Below are 20,885 nucleotides of genomic sequence, written 5' to 3' on the forward strand. Positions count from 1 at the left end.
ACGGCGCCGAGGACGTCCCCGCAGCCCGGCTCGGGCGGTGGGCCCGGCCGTGTCCCCGCCTGGGGCGGCCTGTCCCGCACCGACCAGCCCCGACACGGCCTCGGCGACCAGCCGGGCCGCGCGACCCAGACCGCTCTCCTCCGCGGGGGCGGGGGCGGGGTCACCGGCCGCGGTGCCGGGACGTCCCGGACCGGCCCGCTGCGCGCGCCGTCCTCGGTCATCGCGTCCCTTCCCGGCCGATCGGCCACGGCCTCGTCACGGGGCCCGCCCCCGAGCCTGCGACGGGCGGGGAGGACGAGGTCCTTCCTCAGGCGCAGTCGCGGCAGTACAGCTCGTTGCCCTTGGTCCTGGTCAGCCGGCTGCGGTGCTGCACCAGGAAGCAGCGCGAGCAGGTGAACTCGTCCTCCTGCTTGGGCAGCACGCGGACGGTCAGCTCCTCGTTGGAGAGGTCCGCGCCGGGCAGCTCGAGGTTCTCGTTGAAGTCGGTCTCGTCGACGTCGACGGACGAGGACTGGGCTTCGGCGCGGCGTGCCTTGAGCTCCTCGAGCGAGTCCTCGCCGAGCTCGTCGGCCTCGTTGCGGCGCGGAGCGTCGTAGTCGGTGGCCATGGTGCCCTTCTTCCGGTGTTCTCGCGGGCGTCGCGCCCGCTTCGTCTGGCGCTGCGCCGGGTGGTGCGCATCGTCTGGTCCGGTCGCCGGTGGGCGACAGGTGGTCCGTCCGCAGGGCCCCCTGGTCCGGAGCGCCCGGCGGCGCCGGCTCCCGTTCCTCGCCCAGGTGGACGAGGGATGGATCCGCCAGCCGCCCAACGCCCTGAGGGCCGGGTTTGTGCCCGAAGGATCGCGGGCGACACCTCGGCCCGTGGAACGGGCTGCCGGGCTGCGGAGCGCCAGAGGTTACCCTGCCGCCGTGGCGACTCCCGTGGGTGCTGATCCGACCGTCGTGGGCCCCTACCTCGCGCGTGCGCTGGGGGACGAGCAGTGGCGGGAGGTCACCGTCGAACTCATCGCGGCGGGCATGTCGAACCTCACGTACATCGTGACCCCGCAGGGCGGCTCGCCCGACGACTCCGTGATCCTCCGCCGGCCCCCGACGGGCGCCGTCCTGGCCACGGCGCACGACATGGCGCGCGAGCACCGGGTCATCTCCGCCCTGGGCCCGACGAACGTGCCGGTGCCCCGCACGCTGCACATGTGCACCGACGACTCCGTGCTCGGGGCGCCCTTCTACGTCATGGAGCGGGTGCACGGCATCCACGCCGTCAGCGAGTTCCCGCCCGGGTACGCCGACGAGCCGGCACAGCGGCGCGCCGTGGGCGAGGGGCTCATCGACGTGCTCGCCGACCTGCACTCGGTCGACTACGAGGCCGTGGGCCTGTCCGACTTCGGTCGCCCGGAGGGCTTCGCCGCCCGCCAGGTGCGCCGGTGGACCAAGCAGTGGGACGCCACCCGCGACCGCGACCGCCCCGCACTCGACGCCCTGGCAGCCCGGCTGGCCGAGACGGTGCCGACCACGCAGCGGTCGAGCATCGTGCACGGCGACTACCGGCTGGACAACTGCCTGCTCGACCCGACGACGCCGGGGCGCATCCGCGCCGTCCTGGACTGGGAGATGTCCACGCTCGGCGACCCGCTGACCGACATCGGGATGATGTTCGTCTACTGGCCGCAGGCGGGTGAGGAGCGCGCCTCGAGCCAGAGCGGGCTGACGGCCCTGCCCGGCTTCCCCACCCGCCTGGAGGCGGCCGAGCGGTACGCGAACCGCACGGGCGCCGACCTGGCCGACCTCAACTGGTACGTCGGGTTCGCCTTCTTCAAGTTCGCCGCGATCATCGCCGGGATCGTCGCCCGCTCCGCCGCGGGCGCGATGGCCGGCAAGAACACCAGCGGCTACGCCGAGCGCATCGACCCCGTGGTGGAGATGGGACGCGCCGCACTCGAGGACGGTGCGATCTAGGGAGCCGGCCCGGCTCTAAGCTCCACCAGACCGGGATGTCCCCCCGGGCCCGGCGAGGAGAGTGACAGTGACGCTGCGCACCGAGCGCCCTGTGGTGCGGGCCCGCAGCGGGCGCCGGCCGCTGCCGCCGCTGATCTTCCTCGTGGCGCTGGCGCTCGTCGCGCTCGGCGTGTGGTGGAACGTCTTCCGCGCGGACGCCGAACGGCAGGCCGAGCAGGACGCCGCGTGCGCCGAGGCCGAGGCGGCGCCCCAGGCGCTGGACCCGGCCACCGTGTCGGTGCGTGTGTTCAACGCCTCGGACCAGGGCGGTCTGGCCCAGTCGGTCGCCGACGACCTGGCCGCCCGCGGGTTCACCATCGCCGAGGTCGCCAACGACCGCAGCGGCCGCGAGGTCACCGGTGTGGGCGAGGTGCGGCACGGCCCGAGCGGCAAGGGCACCGCGGCCTTCGTGGCGCTCTACCTCCCTGGCGCGGGCTCCTGGCAGGACACCCGCGCCACCCAGCAGGTGGACCTCGTCCTCGGGCCGGGGTTCGTGATCGGCGAGAGCCTGGCGACCGACGACGAGGTCAACGCCACGCTCGATGAGGCCGAGGAGGCCACGGCCGCCTGCTGACGCCGTCCTCAGGGGTGCAGCTCGGCCAGCAGGGCCAGGAACTCGTCGGCGACGGACGGCGCGGCGACCACCGCCAGCGGCTCGGCGAACGGCCGTCCCGGCAGACCGGCCACGACGAGGCCGGCCTCGGCGGCCACCAGGGCTCCGGCTGCGTGGTCCCACGGGTGGAGGCCGGCCTCGTAGTAGGCGTCCACCCGTCCGGCGGCGGCCGCGCACAGGTCGAGCGCAGCGCTGCCGAACCGGCGGATGTCCCGGACGCGGGGCAGCAGGGCAGCCACGACGGCGCCCTGCTCCCGCCGCTGCTCGACCCGGTAGCCGAAGCCGGTGGCGACCAGTGCCTGCTCGAGCGACGCCGGCCGGCTGCCACCCAGCCGCACCGGTTGCGGCGCCGCGGGGCCGGACACGAACGCGCCGCCGCCGGCGACGGCGGTGAACAGCTCACCGGTGGCCGCGTTGAGGACCACTCCGGCGCGGACGACGCCGTCGACCTCCGCCGCGATGGAGACGGCATAGGCGGGCAGGCCGTAGAGGAAGTTGACCGTGCCGTCGATCGGGTCCACCACCCATCTGACCCCGCTCGTGCCCGGGCGGTCGGCGCCCTCCTCCCCCAGCACGCCGTCGTCGGGCCGCTCCCCCAGCAACCGTCCGACGACGAGCTGCTCGCTGGCGGTGTCCACGGCGGTCACGACGTCCGTGGGGCTGGACTTGGCGTCCACGGAGTCGGCCGCGACCGCCCGGCCCTGCCGGACCAGCTCGGCCGCCTCGTGCGCGGTCGCGACGGCGAGCCTCAGCAGGGCCTGCGGATCGGGGTGCGCTGCGGTCACGGGCCGATCCTGCCGCAGCCGTGCCCGGGGACGCTCCCCTCAGTACGTTGGCCCGATGCAGGGCTTCGGCGTGGACATCGGTGGCAGCGGCATCAAGGGGGGTCTGGTCGACCTCGAGGAGGGCCGCCTCGTCGGGGAGCGGGTGCGGATCGACACGCCGCAGCCCGCCCGCCCGGAGCCCGTGTTCGACGTCGTGACCGAGATCGTCCGCTCCTTCGACTGGACGGGCCGCGTGGGGGTGACGTTCCCCGGCGTGATGAAGAAGGGCGTCGCCCATACGGCCGCCAACGTCGACCCCAGCTGGATCGGCACCGACGTCGACGCGGGCCTGTCGGGGCTGATCCCCGGCACCGTCGAGACCCTCAACGACGCCGATGCCGCCGGGATCGCCGAGATGCGCTTCGGCGCGGGCCGCGACCGGGACGGCGTCGTCCTCATGCTGACCTTCGGCACCGGCATCGGCAGCGCCCTGTTCGTCGACGGGCGCCTGGTGCCCAACACCGAGTTCGGGCACATCCAGGTCGACGGCGAGGACGGCGAGCACCGTGCCGCGGCGTCCGCACGGGAGCGCGAGGACCTCAGCTACCCCGCGTGGGCGAAGCGGGTCGACCGCTACCTCGACGTGCTCGAGGCCGGCCTGTGGCCGGACCTGATCATCGTCGGCGGCGGGGTGAGCAGGAAGGCGCACAAGTGGGTGCCGCTGCTGTCGACCCGGACACCGGTCGTGCCGGCGCTGCTGCAGAACACCGCGGGCATCGTCGGTGCGGCGCTGGCCGCCGCCGAGCGTCCGGAGGCCGGCCACGACCCGGAACCGGTGGGGCGCACGTGACCCCAGGGGCGCCGGGAAGCCCGCGCGGCTCCCGGACCCGGCGGGGCCCCGCACGCTCCACGGCGGGCGGAAACGCCCCGTCGGAGCGAGACCGGCGGTGCTGGGGCGGTGGAAACCGCGGGGGCCGTCGTTACAATGGAAAAGCCCCAGCCCGTCGCCCTCCAGCCGGGAGGGATCCCCTGCCCGTCAAGCGGTCAAACACCGCGCCGGTCTGCCGGGACCTCTCGACCCCAGGGCGAGAGCCGGAGCCGCTACCCGAGGACCACACGGTCCCCTGGAGTACGCCCCCAGCACGGGAAGGAACCTGAGTGCCCGCCGACAAGCCAGCACCGGACGCAGCCGCCGCGAGCACCGCCAAGCGGTCCAGGACGGTCGCTGCCGGTACCCGGGCCCCCAGGGCCACCTCGGCGGTCCCGGAGAGCGACGGCGCCGCGGCGCCGGCCACCCCGGCCCGTGCGGCGAAGAAGGCTCCCGCGAAGAAGGCGGCGAAGGCTCCCGCGAAGTCCCGGACGAAGCCCGCGATCGCACCCTCCCCCGGAACCGGTGAGGGCGCGGTCCTGACCGCCGTCGCCACCGACGGCGCGACGGTCGCGGTGGTCGACGCCGGCTCCGAAGGTCTCAAGCTCGACGAGACGGTCATGACCGGCAAGGACGGCGTCGAGGTCGCCCCCGCCGAGGACGAGGCCGCCGAGGGCGGCACCGACTTCGAGTGGGACGAGGAGGAGGAGTCCGAGGCGCTGCGGCAGGCCCGCAAGGACGCCGAGCTCACCGCCTCGGCCGACTCCGTCCGCGCCTACCTCAAGCAGATCGGCAAGGTCGCGCTGCTCAACGCCGAGGAGGAGGTCGACCTCGCCAAGCGGATCGAGGCCGGGCTCTACGGCTCCGAGCGCCTGCGCCAGGTCGAGGAGGAGGGCATCAAGCTCTCCCCACAGATGCGCCGCGACCTCAACTGGATCGTCCGCGACGGCGAGCGCGCCAAGAACCACCTGCTCGAGGCCAACCTGCGCCTCGTCGTCTCGCTCGCCAAGCGCTACACCGGCCGCGGCATGGCGTTCCTGGACCTCATCCAGGAGGGCAACCTCGGCCTGATCCGTGCCGTCGAGAAGTTCGACTACACCAAGGGCTACAAGTTCTCGACGTACGCGACGTGGTGGATCCGACAGGCCATCACCCGCGCCATGGCGGACCAGGCCCGCACCATCCGCATCCCGGTGCACATGGTCGAGGTCATCAACAAGCTCGGCCGCATACAGCGTGAGCTGCTCCAGGACCTGGGTCGCGAGCCCACTCCCGAGGAGCTGGCCAAGGAGATGGACATCACCCCGGAGAAGGTGCTGGAGATCCAGCAGTACGCCCGGGAGCCGATCAGCCTCGACCAGACCATCGGCGACGAGGGCGACAGCCAGCTCGGCGACTTCATCGAGGACTCCGAGGCCGTCGTGGCCGTCGACGCGGTCAGCTTCACCCTCATGCAGGACCAGCTGACCAGCGTGCTGCAGACCCTCTCGGAGCGGGAGGCCGGCGTCGTCCGGCTGCGCTTCGGGCTGACCGACGGCCAGCCGCGCACCCTCGACGAGATCGGTCAGGTCTACGGCGTGACCCGCGAGCGGATCCGCCAGATCGAGTCCAAGACCATGTCGAAGCTGCGCCACCCCAGCCGCTCCCAGGTGCTGCGCGACTACCTCGACTGAGTGATCGTTCGTCCACCGGACGACACCGCGGCCAGGAGCCGTACCCCGGCGGCGACGAGCGCGTCCGTCGTGCCTGCGCGGGACCCTTCGGGCCCCACTCGGCACGACCCTGGGTCGTCAGTTCCGTTCCGTGGACCGTCCGCGTTGCCGGTCGCGGCTGCCGTCCTCGGCTCCTCCCCACCACCCGGAAGGGGTCACCGGGGAAGCCGGGCGGGTTGGCGCCGACATCTGTCGGGTAGACCGCGTAGCGTGGGGGACGTCAGAACAGCAGCGGACCCACGGCCGCACCGGTCACCCGACCGGTACGGCGCGCGAGACCAGCACGTGCACGACCGGTACCACCCCAGTGACGTCCCCTGCTGAAGCCCGATCCGACGCCCGACATCACGGACTCATCTCATTCGGCGAGTCAGTGTTCACGGGCAGCGGAACGGGAACACGAGGGGCCATCCTGGCGCTGTGCAGGAGGCCGATCCGCAGCCGCGGGTCCGTGCGGTAGAGAGCGAGTGATGAGCCAGATGACCCAGACGCTGACGACGACCCCGCCCACCGAAGACCTCGTCGTTCCCTTCCACTGCGACCGCTGTGGGGCTCTGGCCAAGGTGCGAGTCGTACTCGCCAGTGGCAGCGACCTCGTCTTCTGCGGGCACCACGCACGCGCGTACGAGAGCAAGCTCCGCGACATCGCGGTCGACATCATCGACACCGAGGGCGACCAGCGCGTAACAGCGTGAGAGACCCGCTATCGTCGCGCCCGCGATGACAGCCTCACCCGACGACGCCGCCGGCACCTCCGTACCGCCTCGAGCGGACGGGGGGCCGGCGGCTCCGTCGTTCCCGGGGACCCCCGGTCGACGGCGACCGGAGGACACCCCGATGTCCCAGCACCACCCCGCGCCCGACGAGACGGTGCGCATGCGCGCCGACGGGGCCGACAACCGCCCGCCGCTCGAACCCGCACGGCCGTCGTCCGCCGAGGACGACGCGCCGCAGGGACCGGACGCCGCCGACGGCGTCGAGATCGACGACACCCGCCCCGTCCCGCGGGACTGGCTCAGCGGCGCGCCCGAGGCCGAGGCAGCTCCGGCCGACCCCTCCCCCGCGCCACGCGACGCTGCCCAGGCCTCCACGGCACCTCCTCCCGTCGCGCAGCCGGACGACGCGGAGTGGGAGACCCAGCAGCTCGGTTCCGCGGCCGACATCGCCGCGGCCCACCCGGGCGATGACGACGGCGGCGACGACGGCGGTCACGGCGCACTCCCGCCGGCCGGTGGCCGGGGCCGCTCCTGGTGGCGCCGGCGGGCAGTGCTGATCCCGGCCGGTGGCGTCGCGCTGCTGGCCGCCGTCTACGGCGTCGACCTGCTGGTCGCCTCCGGCGAGGTGCCTCGTTCCACGGTGGTCGCCGGCCTCGACATCGGCGGTCTCTCCCCCGCCGCGGCGCGCGGTGTGCTCGAGGAGGACCTCGCCCCGCGGGTGGCGGCCGACCGCCCGTTCGTGGCCGAGGACGTGGAGGGCACCTTCTCCCCGGTCACCGCCGGCATCGGCCTGGACGTCGCCGCCACCGTGCGCGACGCCGACGACCAGCCGCTGAACCCCTGGACGCGGCTCACCAGCCTCTTCTCGGATCGCGAGGTCGCCGCGGTCCTCGAGACCGACGACACCGCGCTGGACGCGCAGCTGGACGCGGTCGCCGCCTCGGTCGACCGGGCACCCTCCGACGCGACCATCGCGATCGAGGGCACCACGCCCCGCGTGCTGGAGCCGGCGGACGGACGGACGCTGGACCGCGAGGCCGCGGCGGAGACGATCCTCGACACGCTCGCCGGCGAGGCCGACCCCGCGGATCCCCTGGAGCTCCCCGTCGACGTGGAGCCGGTCTCCGTCGACACGGCGGAGGCCGAGCGGGTGCTCGCCGAGACGGTCGTCCCGGCCCTCGCCGCCCCCGTGGAGGTGAACGGCGCCGAGGGTGGGCGCTCCGCGGAGGTCCCTGTCTCCGCTCTCGCCGCCTCGCTGACCTTCACGCCGACCGAGGACGGAGAGCTGGAGGTCGGTATCGACCCGGCCGCACTGCAGACGGCGCTGGGCGACGAGCTCGCGGTCTTCGGCACGCCCGCCCGCGACGCCTCCTTCGAGGTGGCCGGCGGTGGCGTGCGGGTCGTCCCCTCGGTCGACGGCACCGGCGTCGACCCCGTCCGCCTGGCCGAACAGCTCATGGGCGTGCTGACCGACCCGGCCCCGCGCTCGGTGACCGCCGAGCTGGGCCCGGTGCCGGCCGAGTTCACCACCCAGGAGGCCGAGGCGCTCGGCATCCGGGAGGAGATCAGCTCGTTCACCACGAACATCGGGAACGCGGCCAGCGGCGAGAACATCCGCGTGGTCGCGGCCGAGGTGGACGGTGCGGTCGTGCTGCCGGGCGAGACGTTCAGCCTCAACACCTACACCGGGCCGCGCGGCACGGCGCAGGGCTACGTCGAGGCCACCGTCATCCAGGGCGGCGAGCTCGCCAAGGCCGTCGGCGGCGGGATCAGCCAGTTCGCCACGACGATGTTCAACGCCGTCTTCTTCGCCGGGCTCGAGGACGTCTTCCACAAGCCGCACAGCTTCTACATCAGCCGCTACCCGGCCGGGCGCGAGGCGACGGTGTACGAGGGTGCCATCGACCTGCAGTGGCGCAACGACAGCGACACCGGCGTCTACATCGACACCCGGTGGACGCCCGGCTCGATCACCGTGACCTTCTACGGCACCAAGCGGTACGACATCGAGTCGATCAGCAGCGAGCGGCGCAACCCGCGGGAGCCCGCCGTCCTCACCAAGGTCGACGACGGCAACTGCATCCCGCAGCCGGGCGTGCCGGGCTTCGACATCACCGTCACCCGCGTGTTCAAGGACCCGGGCACCGGCGCGGAGATCAAGCGGGAGACCTTCCAGACCCGCTACGCCGCCGAGGCCGTCATCACCTGCGTGCCGCCCGACGGTCCGCCGCCGCCTCCGGGTCCCGAGGGCACGGCGCCGGCCGGGCCCCCCGCCCCGGGCGGTCGCCGTCCCGGCGGCCGGCGGGGGCGCTGACCGGTTCACCCGGCGCATCGGCCCCCGATGCGACCGGGTCCGGCCCGGTCGAGGGCGTGCACACTGGTCGGATGAGCGCCGTGCTGCCCAGCGGCTCCCCGGCGCACGCCGGGGACGCCACGGGCGCCGACGGCGCGGACCCGCAGCCGGCTGCCGCGCAGCCACGGCCCGAGGTGGGCCCCCCGGCCACCGGCTCGGGTGCCACCCGCGACGAGGGTTCCCGCTCCCGGCGGCTGGACGCGTGGCCGGCGTTCGTCCGCGAACCGCTGCGGGTCCTCGGCCGCACCCTGGCGAAGGCCTGGCAGGACCGGATCCTGGGGCTGTCCGGCGAGGCCGCCTTCTGGCAGATCCTCTCCGTGCCGCCGCTGCTCATCGCCCTGCTGGGTTCGCTGGGCTACCTCGGTGACGTGATCGGCGCCGGTGCGGTCAAGGAGATCGAGGACAAGCTGCTGAGCGCCTCCTCCGAGGTGCTGACCCCGGACGTCGTCGACTCGCTGGTGGCCCCGACCCTCGAGGACATCCTGGGCTCGGGCCGGCTCGACGTCGTCAGCCTGGGCTTCCTGGTCTCGCTGTGGGCGGGCTCGTCGGCGACCGCCACCTTCATGAACACGATCGTCATCGCCTACGACCAGCGCGACGTCCGGGGCCCCATCCGCACGCGCCTCAAGGCGCTCTGGCTGTTCATCGTGGGCATGGTCGTCGCCGTCCTCACCCTGCCGCTGCTCGTGCTCGGCCGCGAGGTGCTGGTGTCGCTGCTCCCCGCGGGCTGGCGGCCGGTCGCCACCGTGCTCATCGACGGGATCTACTGGCCGGCGGTGCTCATCGGGCTCCTGCTGGCGCTCACCAGCTTCTACAACGTGGTGCTGCCCAAGCGGCTGCCGTGGAACCGGCACCTGCCGGGCGCCGTCCTGGCCCTGGGCTTCTTCATCGTGTCGGCCCTCCTGCTGCGGACGTACGTGACCGACATCCTGTCCGCGGCGCTGCCGTACGGCGCCCTGGCCGCCCCGATCGGCATCCTGCTGTTCTGCTTCTTCTTCGGCATGGCAGTGCTGCTGGGCGCGGAGCTCAACGCCGCCATCCAGGAGCGCTGGCCGGCCCCGCTGCGCCGGCACGACCGTCGCCGGCGGGCGCGGCGCGAGGCCAAGCTCCAGGAGGAGGCCAGGAGGCTCGGTCTGCAGTAGGCGCCCGGCCGCTGAGGCCCCGTCCCGAGGCTCGTCCCGAGCCTGCGTGGGATGAGGAGGACAGGGTCCTTCTACTTCTTGAGCTGCTCGTAGACCTCCTTGCAGGCCGGGCACACCGGGCTGCCGGGCTTGGGGGTCTTGGTCACCGGGAAGACCTCGCCGCACAGCGCCTCGACCATGGTGCCCATGACGGCGCTCTCCGCGATCTTGTTCTTGCGGACGTAGTGGAAGACCTCGTTGGCGTTGCCGGTGTCCGCATCGCGGACGTCGGGCCGCTCGAGGATGTCGCTGCTGCTCACTGATTCGCTCCCTGGGTCCTCTCCGCGGTCGGGCCCGGTCCTCCGGACGCCGCCGCACCGGCGTCCATGATGGCTCAGCCCTCGATGACGCGTGCGGGGCGACTCTCCAGGACACGGTCGGGACGGGCGTCGTAGCGGTTGACCTGCTGCCGCTTGATGGGCGGACGGTCGTTGGCCATGACCACGGCGATCCAGGGGAGGATGGTCCCCAGGACCGCGAAGATGAGCATCAGCCAGACGACCTGGTAGAAGACGGCGGCCAGGACGAGGCAGACGCCACGCACGAGCATGGTGATGGCGTAGCGCTTCTTCCGGGCAGCGTGCTCGTCCAGCCTGCTGGTCTGGGCCTCGGTGATGAGCACCGGCTCGGACCGGCGGGGCCGCGGGAACTGCTCGTTGCTGGCCACGGGTATCCATCCCTCCGCCGTGGGCGGACCGGGGCAGACCCCCGGCGCACCCCGGATCGCGCACCATGGTGCCACCGCGGAACGCGGCGTGCAGGCACCCGTGGCGCTGCCGACCTCGGGCCGGTGTTCAGGCGCGGTCGGCCTGCTTCGCCGCCTTGGCCGCCTGCTTCTGCTCCTGCTTGAAGCGGCGCACCTCGGCGAGCGACTCGGGTCCGCTGATGTCGGCCACCGACCGGCGCGAGTCCTGCTCGCCGTAGGCCCCTGCCGCCTCCTGCCAGCCGGCCGGGGTGACGGCGTACTGCTTGCCGAGCAGCGCGAGGAAGATGGCCGCCTTCTGCGCACCGAAGCCCGGCAGCTCCTTGAGCCGGCGGAGCAGCGTCGCGCCGTCGGGGACGTCGGCCCAGAGGTTCTCGGCGCGCCCGTCGTAGCGCTCGACCAGCAGCCGGCACAGCTCCTGCGTCCGCCCGGCCATGGACCCCGGGTACCGGTGCAGCGCGGGCGGGCCCTGGAAGACGCGGGTCAGCTCGTCGGCGTCCGCGCCGGCCAGCTGCGCGGCGTCGAGGGCGTCCACGCCGAGGCGGTCGGCCAGCAGACGGGGTGCCCCGAACGCCCGCTCCATGGGGAACTGCTGGTCGAGCAGCATCCCGATCAGCAGCGCGAGCGGGTCGCGGCCGAGCAGCTCGTCGGCGGCGGGGTCCTGGGCGATGCGGAGGGTCGGCACACCCTGAATGGTGCCGCACGCTGGTCCCGTCGCACCCACCCGCCAGCACGGTTGTCGTCACCACTCCGGGACCGGCTACGTCACCACCGGGGCTTACACGGCCCTGCGCCTGGGGCGATCCCGAGGACCTGGTCCGCCGACCGGGCGACCTGCGACGGAGCGCGCGGAAGGGGGCATCGGGAAGGCGCCCCGAGGCCTACCATCCCCTCCTGCCGTCCGAGGGGGCGGCCCGCGGCTGGGAGCGACCATGCGCGAGATCGACACCGACTATCTCGTCGTCGGCGCGGGCGCCTCGGCGATGGCGTTCGTCGATGTACTCCTGGCGCAGACGGACGCCCGGGTCGTCATGGTGGACCGTCGGCACCGGCCGGGCGGGCACTGGCTCGACGCCTACCCGTTCGTCCGGCTGCACCAGCCGTCGGCGTACTACGGCGTTCCCTCCCGGCGGCTCGGACACGATCGCATCGACGAGGCCGGGGGCAACCGGGGCTGGTACGAGCGCGCGGCCTCCGACGAGATCTGCGACTACTACGCGCAGGTCCTGGAGCAGGACTTCCTCGCGTCGGGTCGGGTCCGCTTCCTGCCGATGTCCGAGTACCGGGGTGCGGACAGCGAGGGGCACCACGCCGCGTCGCTGCTGACGGGCGCTGAGACGACGATCCGCGCACGCAGGCTCGTGGATGCGACCTACGTGCAGTCCGAGATCCCGTCGCAGCGTCGGCCGGCCTACGCCGTCGACCCCGGGGTGCAGGTCATACCGCCGAACCACCTCGTCCACCTGGGCGGGGCACCGGACGGCTTCACCGTCATCGGAGCCGGCAAGACCGCGATGGACACGTGCTGCTGGCTGCTCGAGGCGGGTGTCGACCCGGAGCGGATCCGCTGGATCCGGGCCCGCGACCCCTGGCTGTTCGACCGCGCGTTCATGCAACCCCTTGAACTGGTCGGATCGTTCATGCAGCTGCAGGCGCGGTGGCTGGAGGCGGCTGCCGACGCGGTCGACGGCGACGACTTCGCGGAGCGGCTGGAAGCGTCCGGCGTGTTCGTGCGGATCGACCCGGCCGTCGAGCCGCGCAGTTGGCGAGGAGCCACGATCAGCGTCGGGGAGATCGACGCATTGCGGTCGATCTCCCGGGTCGAGCGCGGGGGGTACGTGCGCCGGATCGGCCGGCACTCACTGGTGCTGTCCCGCGACGACGTCGTGACCGAGCTGCCGACGACGCCCGGCGAGGTGTACGTCGACTGCACCGCACCCGGGGTCCGCGCCACAGCCGCCCATCCCGTCTTCTCCGGCGATCGGATCCTGCTGCAGTACGTGACGGTCGGCCTCGTGCCGTGGAGCGCAGCCACGATCGGGTACGTCGAGGCGACCCGGGACGACGACCAGGAGAAGAACCGGTTGTGCCCCGTGCTCACCTTCGAGGACGACGTCGCGGGGGCGCTGCGGACGGCGTACGCAGGGATGAGTGGGCTGGCCGCGCGCGGTACCCAACGGGACATCGGCGCGTGGACCGAGGCCTGCCGGCTCAACCCTGCAGCCGGCGCGAGCAGCCATGTCGACGACCTTGACGTCGCCGGTGCGCTGACGTCGATGGCGACGAGCTTCGGGCCGGCGATGGCCAATCTCGCACGTCGTGGTGCCGATCGCACGAGTCCCACCTGACCTCTGGATGAAGGAGACCCGGTTCCCCCGCCGCTGGATCGGCCGTCAGGACTGCGCGGCCGCCCGGCGCTCGACGCGGGTCTGCAGCGCCAGCGCCGCCGTGACCGCCAGGCCGGCCCCGACCGCGAGCGCGAGCATGGGCAGCGCCCCGCTGTCCGGAGCCAGCAGACCGCGGTCCTGGTCCTGCCACGGCCACAGCGCCCTCAGCGAGCCCGCCATGAGACCGGTCATGACCGACAGCGTGAGGGCGTGGTGCCGCCGCAGCGCCGCCTGCAGGGCCTTGACGAAGAGGCCGAGACCCAGCGCGGCGCCGAGGGCGAAGGCACCCAGGTAGGCGAGTTCCCGGTCGTTCACCGCGGCCAGGGTGGGCTGGTAGAGCCCCAGGGTGAGCAGGAGGAAGGAGCCCGACACCCCCGGGAGGACCAGCGCGCAGATGGCGACCGCAGCGGCCAGTGCCACCACCACGAGCTGCGGCTCGACGTCGCCGCTCGGCGGCAGGCCGGTGAGCAGGAACGCCGCCAGCGCGGCCAGCAGCGCCGCCGCGACGTCCCGCCGCGCCCAGCGGCCCACCATCCGGGCGGGGACGACGATGGAGAACAGCACCAGCCCGAAGAAGACGGCGCGCGCCCCGACGGGGTGCTCCTCGATCAGCGGTTCGATGAACCGGGCCGCGAGCAGGACGGCGACCAGCATCCCGGCCACCACCGGCAGGATCGTCGACCAGTGTGCCCGGCCCAGCTCCGCACGGGCGGCCGCCCCCTGTCGCGTGACGGCCAGCCGGAGGGCGCTCACGACGTGCCCCGCGCCGTCGATGAGCCGCTCGTAGACGCCGACGACGAGGGCGACGGTGCCCCCGCTGACACCGGGCACCACCTCGGCGACGCCCATCGCCATGCCCCGGACGACGTGGCCAGGGGCGGCGGTCAGGCGCGACTCGGGCGCGGGCGGCGTGGAACTGCCGGACATCGGTGAATACACCGGCACGAGACTAACGGGCCGTCGGCCGTCGGCCCGGTCGCCCGCGGAGCCCGGGATCGGCGCGTCGGGCCTCCGGTCCCACGCGGCACACGGGATCCAGCGCGCACACCGGACCCGACGAATGGGCCGCTCCACCGTGGGCACGTGCGGACCATGACGTTCTCCATCGTCGCCCGCTGCCCTCGGACCGGGGAGATCGGCGTCGGCGCCCTGACCGCCATGGTCGGCGTCGGCAAGATCGCCTGTCACGCACGGTCCGGCGCCGGCGCGATCAGCAGCCAGGCCAGCATGAACCCCTACCACGCCTACGACGGCCTCCCGCTGCTCGACGCCGGACGGTCGGCTCAGGAGACCCTGGACATGGTGCTGGCCGTGGACCCCGGGGCGGAGTTCCGGCAGGTGGGCGTCGTCGACCGGCGTGGCCGCGTCGCCGTGCACTCCGGAGCCCGCACGCTCGACTGGTCCGGTGACCGGGTGGGCGAGGGCTACGCACTGCAGGGCAACCGGCTCGTCGGCCCGGAGACCCTCGAGGAGGCGGCCGCGGCGTTCGAGGCCCACCCGGAGCTGGACCTGGTCGAACGGATCCTGCGCGCCCTGGAGGCCGGCGAGGCCACCGGCGCCGACCGGGAGGGCGCGCTGTCGGGCTCGGTCCTGGTGCACGGCCAGGAGGCCTACCCCCTGTGGGACCTGCGGGCCGACCACGCCCGGGATCCGGCGGCCGAACTGCGCCGCCTCCACGACGAACTCGGCGAGCTGCTGGCGCCGGCGATCAGCAAGCTGCCGACCCGGGAGGACCCGCTCGGCCAGATGGTGCGCGAGCAGCTGGGCTGACCGTCGGAGGCCTGGTCGGCGACCGGCCTGTTCACCTCCTGACGCCGGTGGAGACGCGCCGCGGGAGGATGACCCCGTGCGCGCCGTCGTGAGCAGGGTGTCTACAGCGGCTGTAACCGTCGGCGGGGCCGTCGTCGGGGAGATCGGCCCCGGCTTGCTGTCACTGGTCGGAGTCGGACACTCCGACGACGGCGACCGGGCACGTCAGCTGGCCCGCAAGATCCACGCCCTGCGCATCTTCCCCGGGGACGACGGCGCCGTGTCGGCCGCCGATCTGGGCCTGCCGGTGCTCGTGGTCAGCCAGTTCACCCTCTACGCCGACACGCGCAAGGGACGGCGCCCCTCGTGGGGCGAGGCAGCCCCCGGCGAGGTCGCGGAGCCGCTGGTCGAGGAGGTGGTGGCCGAGCTGCGCCGCCGCGGCGCCCGGGTGGCGACCGGCGTGTTCGGCGCGCAGATGCAGGTCTCGTCGGTCAACGAGGGGCCGATGACCTTGCTGCTGGAGGTCTGAGCCGGAGCTCCCCGGGTAGCAGAGTGAGGGACAACACTACCTGCGGGTTGCCTGTGAACCGGGGTCCTGTGGAACACGCGCCCCCGTCCGGGCCGTTGTGCAGTGCGTACCACACCGGACAGAAGAGCAACGGGGTAGGTCCGGACACCCCCGGAGCCCCATTGACGCCCGGATGCCAGCGCCGCCGCGCCACCGATGACCGGCGGGGTGCATCCGAACCGAAGGCAAGGACGAAGAAGCACCGTGACGCTGCTGCAGTCTTCCCCCAACGACACCCTCGAGGTGCGCTCCCGCACCGCGCGCCGCGAGCCCGACACCACCGGGCTCGTGTCGACCGACCTCGTGCGCGTGTACCTCAACACGATCGGCAAGACCGCGCTGCTCACCGCTGAGCAGGAGGTCGAGCTCGCCAAGCGGATCGAGGCCGGCCTCTACGCCGACCGCCTGCTCGGCGAGAAGCCGGACCTGACGCCGGCCAAGAAGCGCGACTACAAGGCGCTCGCCGTCGACGGCAAGGCCGCCAAGGCTCACCTGCTGGAGGCCAACCTGCGCCTGGTCGTCTCCGTGGCCAAGCGCTACACCGGCCACGGCATGACCTTCCTGGACCTCATCCAGGAGGGCAACGTCGGCCTGATCCGCGCGGTGGAGAAGTTCGACTACACCAAGGGCTTCAAGTTCTCGACCTACGCCACCTGGTGGATCCGGCAGGCGATCACCCGCGCCATGGCCGACTCCGGCCGCACGATCCGGCTGCCCGTCCACCTGGCCGAGCAGGTGAACAAGGTCGTCCGCACCCGGCGCCGGATGCACCAGGAGCTGGAGCGCGAGCCCACCCCCGAGGAGATCGGGCTCGAGCTGGACATGACCGAGGAGCGCGTGGTCGAACTGCTCGAGCACAGCCGCGACCTGGTCAGCCTCGACCAGACCGTGGGTGCCGACGAGGAGTCGCGGCTCGGTGACTTCATCGAGGACGCCGACGCCGCGGTGGCCGAGGACGCCGTCGCCTTCCAGATGATGAAGGGCGACGTCCGCAACGTGCTGAACACGCTCGAGGACCGGGAGCGGGACGTCGTCGTCCTCCGCTTCGGCCTCGACGGCTCGCAGCCGCGGACGCTGGAGCAGATCGGCAAGCAGTTCGGCCTGTCGCGCGAGCGGGTGCGCCAGATCGAGCGCGAGACGATGGCCAAGCTCCGCGACCCGGAGCGCGCCGACGCCCTGCGCGACTACCTGGCGTAGCACCAGCGACCGACGAGAGCCCGTCCCCGGCAGGGGGCGGGCTCTCGTCGTGTCACACCGGTGAGCGCATCCGGCGGGGGCCGGGCTCCACCCGGGCGGTCGGCGGGCCGATGCTGGCGGTGCCGCCGGCGACCACGAGCGAGCGTCCGCCGTGCCACGGGTTGGCCGGGCCCACGATGACCGGCTCCAGCGTCAGGCGGAGCACCTCGGGCAGGTCGTCGGCCAGCCGTGCCACCCGCAGCAGCAGGTCCTCCAGCGCGGCGGTGTCGACCGGCTCCGAGCCGCGCCAGCCGTTCAGCAGCGGCCAGGCCCGCGGTCCGCGCACCAGCTCGGCCGCGTCGAGGTCGCTGAGCGGCAGCGTGCGGAAGGCCCGGTCGCCGAGCAGTTCGGTCGCCACTCCCCCGACGCCGAAGCTGACCAGGGCACCGAACGACGGGTCGTCGACGATCTCCACGACGGTCGCCACCCCGGGCGCCGCCATCTCCTGCACGATCACCGGGTCGCCGGACGGGATGGCCGCGAACGCCGCGCGCACGGCATCGGCGTCGGCGAGGTCCAGCCGCACACCGCCGAGGTCGGAGCGGTGCCGCAGCCAGGGCGCCGTCGACTTGAGGACAACGGGGTAGCCGATCTCCTCCGCCGCGGCGACCGCCGCCTCCGCGTCGGTGACCGTGCGGGTGCCCAGCAGCGGGACCCCGTAGGCGCCCAGCAGCGCGATCAGCTCGTCGTCGTCCAGCTCGCGGCCGGCGGGCGCGGCCTTCAGCGCGCCGCGCACCAGCGCCCGGGCGGCCGCCTCGTCGACGTCGGGCAGCTCGGGCACGTCACCGACGGGCCGACGGCGCCAGCGGGCGTACTCGGCGACCTTCGCCAGCGCGATGACCGCCCGCTCGGGCGTGCTGTACGAGGGCACCGAGCCTCGCGCCGGCATCCCGTGCTCGTCGGGGACGGCGAGCTCGGGCGGCACGCCCTCGGTGGACAGGAAGCTGGCGAGCACCGGCTTGGAGGAGCCGACGGCGACCTCGCGCAGCGCCGGTCCGAACTCGTGCGACCCCGCCATCAGCGGCGGCAGGAAGACCGCGACCACGGCGTCGACACGGTCGTCGTCGACCGCGGCCTGCAGGGCGTCGCGGAACTCCTCCGGCGTCCCGCTCACGCCGATGTCGACCGGCGCCTCGTGCGCGAGGTCCAGGCCCTCCTCGAGCACCGCGTCGGCCACCAGGACCCCGATGGCCGTGGAGTTGCCGACGATCGCGACCCGGTTGCCCGCCGGCAGCGGCTGGTGCGCGAGCAGGGTGCCGACGTCGAACATCTGCGCCACCGTCTCGACGCGGATGACCCCGGCGGAGGCGAACAGCGCGGCGACCGACTGCTCCGGCACGGCCACCGACGTGCCGGCCAGGCCCGGGGTCACGCCGACGTGGCGGCCGCTCTTCACCGCGACGACCGGCTTGGTGCGGCCGACGGTGCGCGCCAGCCGGGCGAACTTGCGCGGGTTGCCGAAGCTCTCCAGGTGCAGCAGCACCACCTCGGTGCCGGGGTCGGTGGACCAGTACTGGAGCAGGTCGTTGCCGCTGACGTCGGCGCGGTTGCCGGCCGAGACGAAGGTGGACAGCCCGATGCCCCGGCTGCGCGCCTGCTCCAGCAGCGCCACCCCGAGCGCGCCGGACTGGGCGAAGAAGCCCACCCGTCCCCGGCCCGGCACCATGGGCGCCAGCGAGGCGTTGAGCCGCAGCGCGGGGTCGGTGTTCACCACGCCGAGACAGTTCGGGCCCACGACCCGCATCCCCGAGGCACGCGCCGAGGCGACCAGCCGCCGCTCCACCTCCCGGCCCTCGGGGCCCACCTCGCCGAACCCGCCGGACACCACGATCAGCCCGCGCACCCGCTTGCGCCGGCAGGCCTCGACCACGCCGGTCACCTCGCCCGCAGGAACGGCCACGACCGCGAGATCCACGTCGTCGGGGATGGACTCGATGTCGTCGTACGCCGGCACCCCGCGCACGTGCCGGGCCGAGGGGTTCACCGGGTAGACCGGACCGGCGAAGCCGTAGTCGAGCAGGTGCCGCAGCAGCGCGTTGCCGATCTTGCCCTCGTCGTTGCTGGCGCCCACGACCGCCACCGACGACGGGGTGAGCAGCCGGGCGATGGAGCGGGACTCGCTGCGCTGCTCGCGCTCGTAGGCGACCGCGAGCGCGTCCTCGGTCTGCTCGATGGGGAAGGTCAGGTGGACGATGCCGTCCTCGTAGGAGCGCGAGGCCTTGTAGCCGGCGTCCTGGAAGACCCGCACCATCGTGCTGTTCTGCGCCAGCACCTCGGCGACGAACCGCTTGATCCCGCGCTCCCGGCCGGCCGCGGCCAGGTGCTCGAGCAGCACCGAGCCCAGTCCGCGGCGCTGGTGGGCGTCCTCGACGAGGAAGGCGACCTCGGCGTCGTCGGTCCCGGGGTAGCGGTCGTAGCGCCCGACCGCGATGACCTGGTCGCCGAGCAGCACCACGAAGGCCACACGGGCGTCGTGGTCGACGTGGGTGAACCGGTGCAGGTCCTTGTCCGACAGCCGCTTCATCGGCCCGAAGAACCGGTAGTACCGGGTCTGGTCGCTGCTGCGCTCCATCAGCCCGGTCAGGCCGTCGGCGTCCTCCGGGCAGATCGGGCGCAGGTGCACCGTCCCGCCGTCGGCGGCGACGATGTCGGCCTCCCAGTGCGGCGGCGGGGTGGGGGCCGCCTCGTCAGGGCCTGTCGGGCGCTCAGTCACGGGGGTCGTCCGGGTCGAGGCCGAACAGCGGGAAGCTGGCCCGGCGGGTGCGCAGGATCGCCCGGTCCACCCGGGAACCGCTGAGGGCGTCCCAGTGCGAGAAGCCGGTGTACCCGCCCTCGGTCATGTGCGTCGGGGGGCGGGCGCGCATGCCCCGGGTGACGACGTCGTCCCGCCAGGACTGCGGGATCTCCGTCGCCGGGTCCAGCGGCGAGCCCGCCGCTTCGGCGATCAGATGGGTCCAGGCGCGGGGCACGGCGCGCACCAGGCCGTAGCCACCGCCGCCCAGGGCGATCCAGCGGCCGTCGCAGAGCTCGTGCGCCAGGTCGTGCATCGCCCGGTAGCTCGCCCGCTGGCCGTCGATGGTCAGCCCGAGGTCGGCCAGCGGGTCCTCGTGGTGGGAGTCGCAGCCGCACTGGGTGACCAGGATCTGGGGCCGGAACGCGCGCAGCACGCTGGGGACGACGGCGCTGAACGCGCGCAACCATGCGGAGTCGTCGGTGCCGTTGGGCAGCGCCAGGTTCACCGCGCTGCCCGAGGCCTTCTCCTCGTCGCCGGTCTCCTCGGGGAAGCCGGTGCCCGGCCACAGGGTGAGCGGGGTCTGGTGGATGCTCACCGTGAGCACCCGCGGGTCGTCGTAGAAGGCGGCCTGCACGCCGTCGCCGTGGTGGACGTCGAGGTCGACGTAGGCGATCCGCTCGTAGCCCTTCCCCAGCAACCAGGCGATGGCCACCGCGGCGTCGTTGAACACGCAGAAACCCGACGCGGCGTCGCGCATCGCATGGTGCAGCCCGCCGGAGATGTTGACCGCGTGCTGGGCGGCCCCGGTGTGGATCTGCTCGGCGGCCAGCACGCTGCCGCCGGTGATCAGCGCGGCGGCGTCGTACATGCCGTCGAAGATCGGGTTGTCCGAGGTGCCCAGGCCGTGGCCGACGGTCGGATCGGCCGGCGCCCGGCGGACCGCCTCGAGGTAGGCCGGATCGTGCACCAGGGTCAGCAGGTCGGGGCCGGCCGGCGTGGGGCGCAGCACGCGCACGCGGTCGGTCCCCAGGACACCGAGCCCCTCGGCCAGGCGCATGGTGAGGTCGAGCCGCACCGGGTGGAGGGGGTGGTCCCCGCCCATGGTGTAGCCGAGCAGCGCCTCGTCCCAGACGACGGCGACCGAGTCGCTCACCGCACCTCCTCGTGCCGCGGTGCTCCGCTCGCGCACGTCGCACGCGGACCGCCGGCGGGATCGACGCTACCGGCGCGGCCCGGGACGCGTCGGCCGGACCGCGTTCCGCGCGGCCCTGTCCGGCCACCTCGCCCCCGTAGACTGGCCGATCGACACG

The 20,885-nt window shown here is 73.6% G+C and carries 19 protein-coding genes; 11 read left to right on the forward strand and 8 right to left on the reverse strand.

Annotated features, from left to right (window positions below):
• Nucleotides 1–307 precede the first annotated feature (307 nt).
• Nucleotides 308–607 carry a DUF4193 domain-containing protein gene (locus tag BN344_RS17420; protein WP_040339741.1) on the reverse strand — a complete coding sequence of 100 codons (300 nt, stop codon included), beginning with the start codon at nt 605–607 and terminating at the stop codon, nt 308–310.
• Nucleotides 608–905: 298 nt separating this feature from the next.
• Here BN344_RS17420 and BN344_RS17425 point away from each other — a divergent pair, with 298 nt between their 5' ends.
• Together BN344_RS17425 and BN344_RS17430 are read left to right on the forward strand one after the other, a co-directional pair.
• Complete coding sequence (locus BN344_RS17425) at nt 906–1,952, forward strand: phosphotransferase family protein (protein WP_040339742.1); 1,047 nt, start codon at nt 906–908, stop codon at nt 1,950–1,952.
• A 67-nt stretch (nt 1,953–2,019) separates the two neighbouring features.
• On the forward strand, nt 2,020–2,565 hold the full coding sequence (locus tag BN344_RS17430) for a LytR C-terminal domain-containing protein (protein ID WP_040339743.1): 546 nt from the start codon (nt 2,020–2,022) through the stop codon (nt 2,563–2,565).
• 8 nt (nt 2,566–2,573) lie between these two features.
• On the opposite strand, the gene BN344_RS17435 is transcribed toward BN344_RS17430, so the two are convergent.
• Nucleotides 2,574–3,389: an inositol monophosphatase family protein gene (locus BN344_RS17435; RefSeq protein WP_040339744.1), complete on the reverse strand. Its 816-nt coding sequence runs from the start codon at nt 3,387–3,389 to the stop codon at nt 2,574–2,576.
• Between the two features lie 55 nt (nt 3,390–3,444).
• On the opposite strand from BN344_RS17435, the gene ppgK reads away from it, so the two are divergent.
• From ppgK to BN344_RS17460, 5 genes are all read left to right on the forward strand, one after another.
• Nucleotides 3,445–4,218 (forward strand): polyphosphate--glucose phosphotransferase, encoded by a 774-nt coding sequence (gene ppgK, locus BN344_RS17440; protein ID WP_040339745.1) that lies wholly within the window; start codon nt 3,445–3,447, stop codon nt 4,216–4,218.
• A 308-nt stretch (nt 4,219–4,526) separates the two neighbouring features.
• The gene (locus BN344_RS17445; protein WP_040339746.1) at nt 4,527–5,909 is read left to right on the forward strand and encodes an RNA polymerase sigma factor; all 1,383 of its coding nucleotides are present in this window, start codon (nt 4,527–4,529) and stop codon (nt 5,907–5,909) included.
• Nucleotides 5,910–6,418: 509 nt separating this feature from the next.
• Nucleotides 6,419–6,643, forward strand: a complete 225-nt coding sequence (locus tag BN344_RS17450; RefSeq protein WP_081788800.1) for a DUF7455 domain-containing protein — start codon at nt 6,419–6,421, stop codon at nt 6,641–6,643.
• A gap of 142 nt (nt 6,644–6,785) precedes the next feature.
• Nucleotides 6,786–8,978 (forward strand): VanW family protein, encoded by a 2,193-nt coding sequence (locus BN344_RS17455; protein ID WP_040339747.1) that lies wholly within the window; start codon nt 6,786–6,788, stop codon nt 8,976–8,978.
• Nucleotides 8,979–9,049: 71 nt separating this feature from the next.
• Nucleotides 9,050–10,159, forward strand: a complete 1,110-nt coding sequence (locus BN344_RS17460) for a YihY/virulence factor BrkB family protein (protein WP_051516068.1) — start codon at nt 9,050–9,052, stop codon at nt 10,157–10,159.
• 71 nt (nt 10,160–10,230) lie between these two features.
• On the opposite strand, the gene BN344_RS17465 is transcribed toward BN344_RS17460, so the two are convergent.
• The 3 genes from BN344_RS17465 to BN344_RS17475 form a co-directional block, all read right to left on the reverse strand.
• Entirely contained in the window at nt 10,231–10,458 is a 228-nt protein-coding gene (locus BN344_RS17465; RefSeq protein ID WP_040339748.1) for a DUF3039 domain-containing protein, read from the reverse strand.
• A gap of 74 nt (nt 10,459–10,532) precedes the next feature.
• Nucleotides 10,533–10,865, reverse strand: coding sequence for a DUF3099 domain-containing protein (locus tag BN344_RS17470; RefSeq protein ID WP_040339749.1), 333 nt, complete (start codon nt 10,863–10,865; stop codon nt 10,533–10,535).
• Nucleotides 10,866–10,992: 127 nt separating this feature from the next.
• The gene (locus tag BN344_RS17475) at nt 10,993–11,586 is read right to left on the reverse strand and encodes an HhH-GPD-type base excision DNA repair protein (protein ID WP_081788733.1); all 594 of its coding nucleotides are present in this window, start codon (nt 11,584–11,586) and stop codon (nt 10,993–10,995) included.
• A gap of 247 nt (nt 11,587–11,833) precedes the next feature.
• On the opposite strand from BN344_RS17475, the gene BN344_RS17480 reads away from it, so the two are divergent.
• The gene (locus BN344_RS17480) at nt 11,834–13,249 is read left to right on the forward strand and encodes an NAD(P)-binding protein (RefSeq protein WP_040339750.1); all 1,416 of its coding nucleotides are present in this window, start codon (nt 11,834–11,836) and stop codon (nt 13,247–13,249) included.
• A gap of 45 nt (nt 13,250–13,294) precedes the next feature.
• Here the strand turns inward: BN344_RS17480 and BN344_RS17485 are convergent, their stop codons facing one another.
• On the reverse strand, nt 13,295–14,227 hold the full coding sequence (locus BN344_RS17485) for a DUF368 domain-containing protein (RefSeq protein WP_197022368.1): 933 nt from the start codon (nt 14,225–14,227) through the stop codon (nt 13,295–13,297).
• Between the two features lie 153 nt (nt 14,228–14,380).
• Here BN344_RS17485 and BN344_RS17490 point away from each other — a divergent pair, with 153 nt between their 5' ends.
• The 3 genes from BN344_RS17490 (at nt 14,381) to sigB (ending at nt 16,802) form a co-directional block, all read left to right on the forward strand.
• Nucleotides 14,381–15,058 carry a DUF1028 domain-containing protein gene (locus tag BN344_RS17490; RefSeq protein ID WP_040340113.1) on the forward strand — a complete coding sequence of 226 codons (678 nt, stop codon included), beginning with the start codon at nt 14,381–14,383 and terminating at the stop codon, nt 15,056–15,058.
• A gap of 76 nt (nt 15,059–15,134) precedes the next feature.
• A complete protein-coding gene (dtd, locus tag BN344_RS17495; RefSeq protein WP_040339751.1) occupies nt 15,135–15,566 on the forward strand; it encodes a D-aminoacyl-tRNA deacylase in 432 nt (143 codons plus the stop codon).
• Between the two features lie 243 nt (nt 15,567–15,809).
• The gene (sigB, locus tag BN344_RS17500; protein ID WP_040339752.1) at nt 15,810–16,802 is read left to right on the forward strand and encodes an RNA polymerase sigma factor SigB; all 993 of its coding nucleotides are present in this window, start codon (nt 15,810–15,812) and stop codon (nt 16,800–16,802) included.
• Nucleotides 16,803–16,854: 52 nt separating this feature from the next.
• Here the strand turns inward: sigB and BN344_RS17505 are convergent, their stop codons facing one another.
• Both BN344_RS17505 and BN344_RS17510 read right to left on the reverse strand, forming a co-directional pair.
• Complete coding sequence (locus tag BN344_RS17505) at nt 16,855–19,554, reverse strand: bifunctional acetate--CoA ligase family protein/GNAT family N-acetyltransferase (protein ID WP_040339753.1); 2,700 nt, start codon at nt 19,552–19,554, stop codon at nt 16,855–16,857.
• On the reverse strand, nt 19,547–20,728 hold the full coding sequence (locus BN344_RS17510) for an acetoin utilization protein AcuC (protein ID WP_040339754.1): 1,182 nt from the start codon (nt 20,726–20,728) through the stop codon (nt 19,547–19,549). The genes BN344_RS17505 and BN344_RS17510 overlap by 8 nt, the downstream gene beginning before the upstream one ends.
• Nucleotides 20,729–20,885 lie beyond the last annotated feature (157 nt).

Origin of the sequence: Candidatus Blastococcus massiliensis AP3, assembly GCF_000582785.1 — a bacterium.
Lineage (GTDB): Bacteria > Actinomycetota > Actinomycetes > Mycobacteriales > Geodermatophilaceae > Blastococcus > Blastococcus massiliensis.

What these genes read in the sequence shown, in the direction of transcription:
- BN344_RS17420 (WP_040339741.1), bottom strand. Translation starts at nt 607, where the DNA reads ATGGCCACCGACTACGACGCTCCGCGCCGCAACGAGGCCGACGAGCTC.
- ppgK (WP_040339745.1), top strand. Translation starts at nt 3,445, where the DNA reads ATGCAGGGCTTCGGCGTGGACATCGGTGGCAGCGGCATCAAGGGGGGT.
- BN344_RS17450 (WP_081788800.1), top strand. Translation starts at nt 6,419, where the DNA reads ATGAGCCAGATGACCCAGACGCTGACGACGACCCCGCCCACCGAAGAC.
- BN344_RS17455 (WP_040339747.1), top strand. Translation starts at nt 6,786, where the DNA reads ATGTCCCAGCACCACCCCGCGCCCGACGAGACGGTGCGCATGCGCGCC.
- BN344_RS17460 (WP_051516068.1), top strand. Translation starts at nt 9,050, where the DNA reads ATGAGCGCCGTGCTGCCCAGCGGCTCCCCGGCGCACGCCGGGGACGCC.
- BN344_RS17480 (WP_040339750.1), top strand. Translation starts at nt 11,834, where the DNA reads ATGCGCGAGATCGACACCGACTATCTCGTCGTCGGCGCGGGCGCCTCG.
- BN344_RS17490 (WP_040340113.1), top strand. Translation starts at nt 14,381, where the DNA reads ATGACGTTCTCCATCGTCGCCCGCTGCCCTCGGACCGGGGAGATCGGC.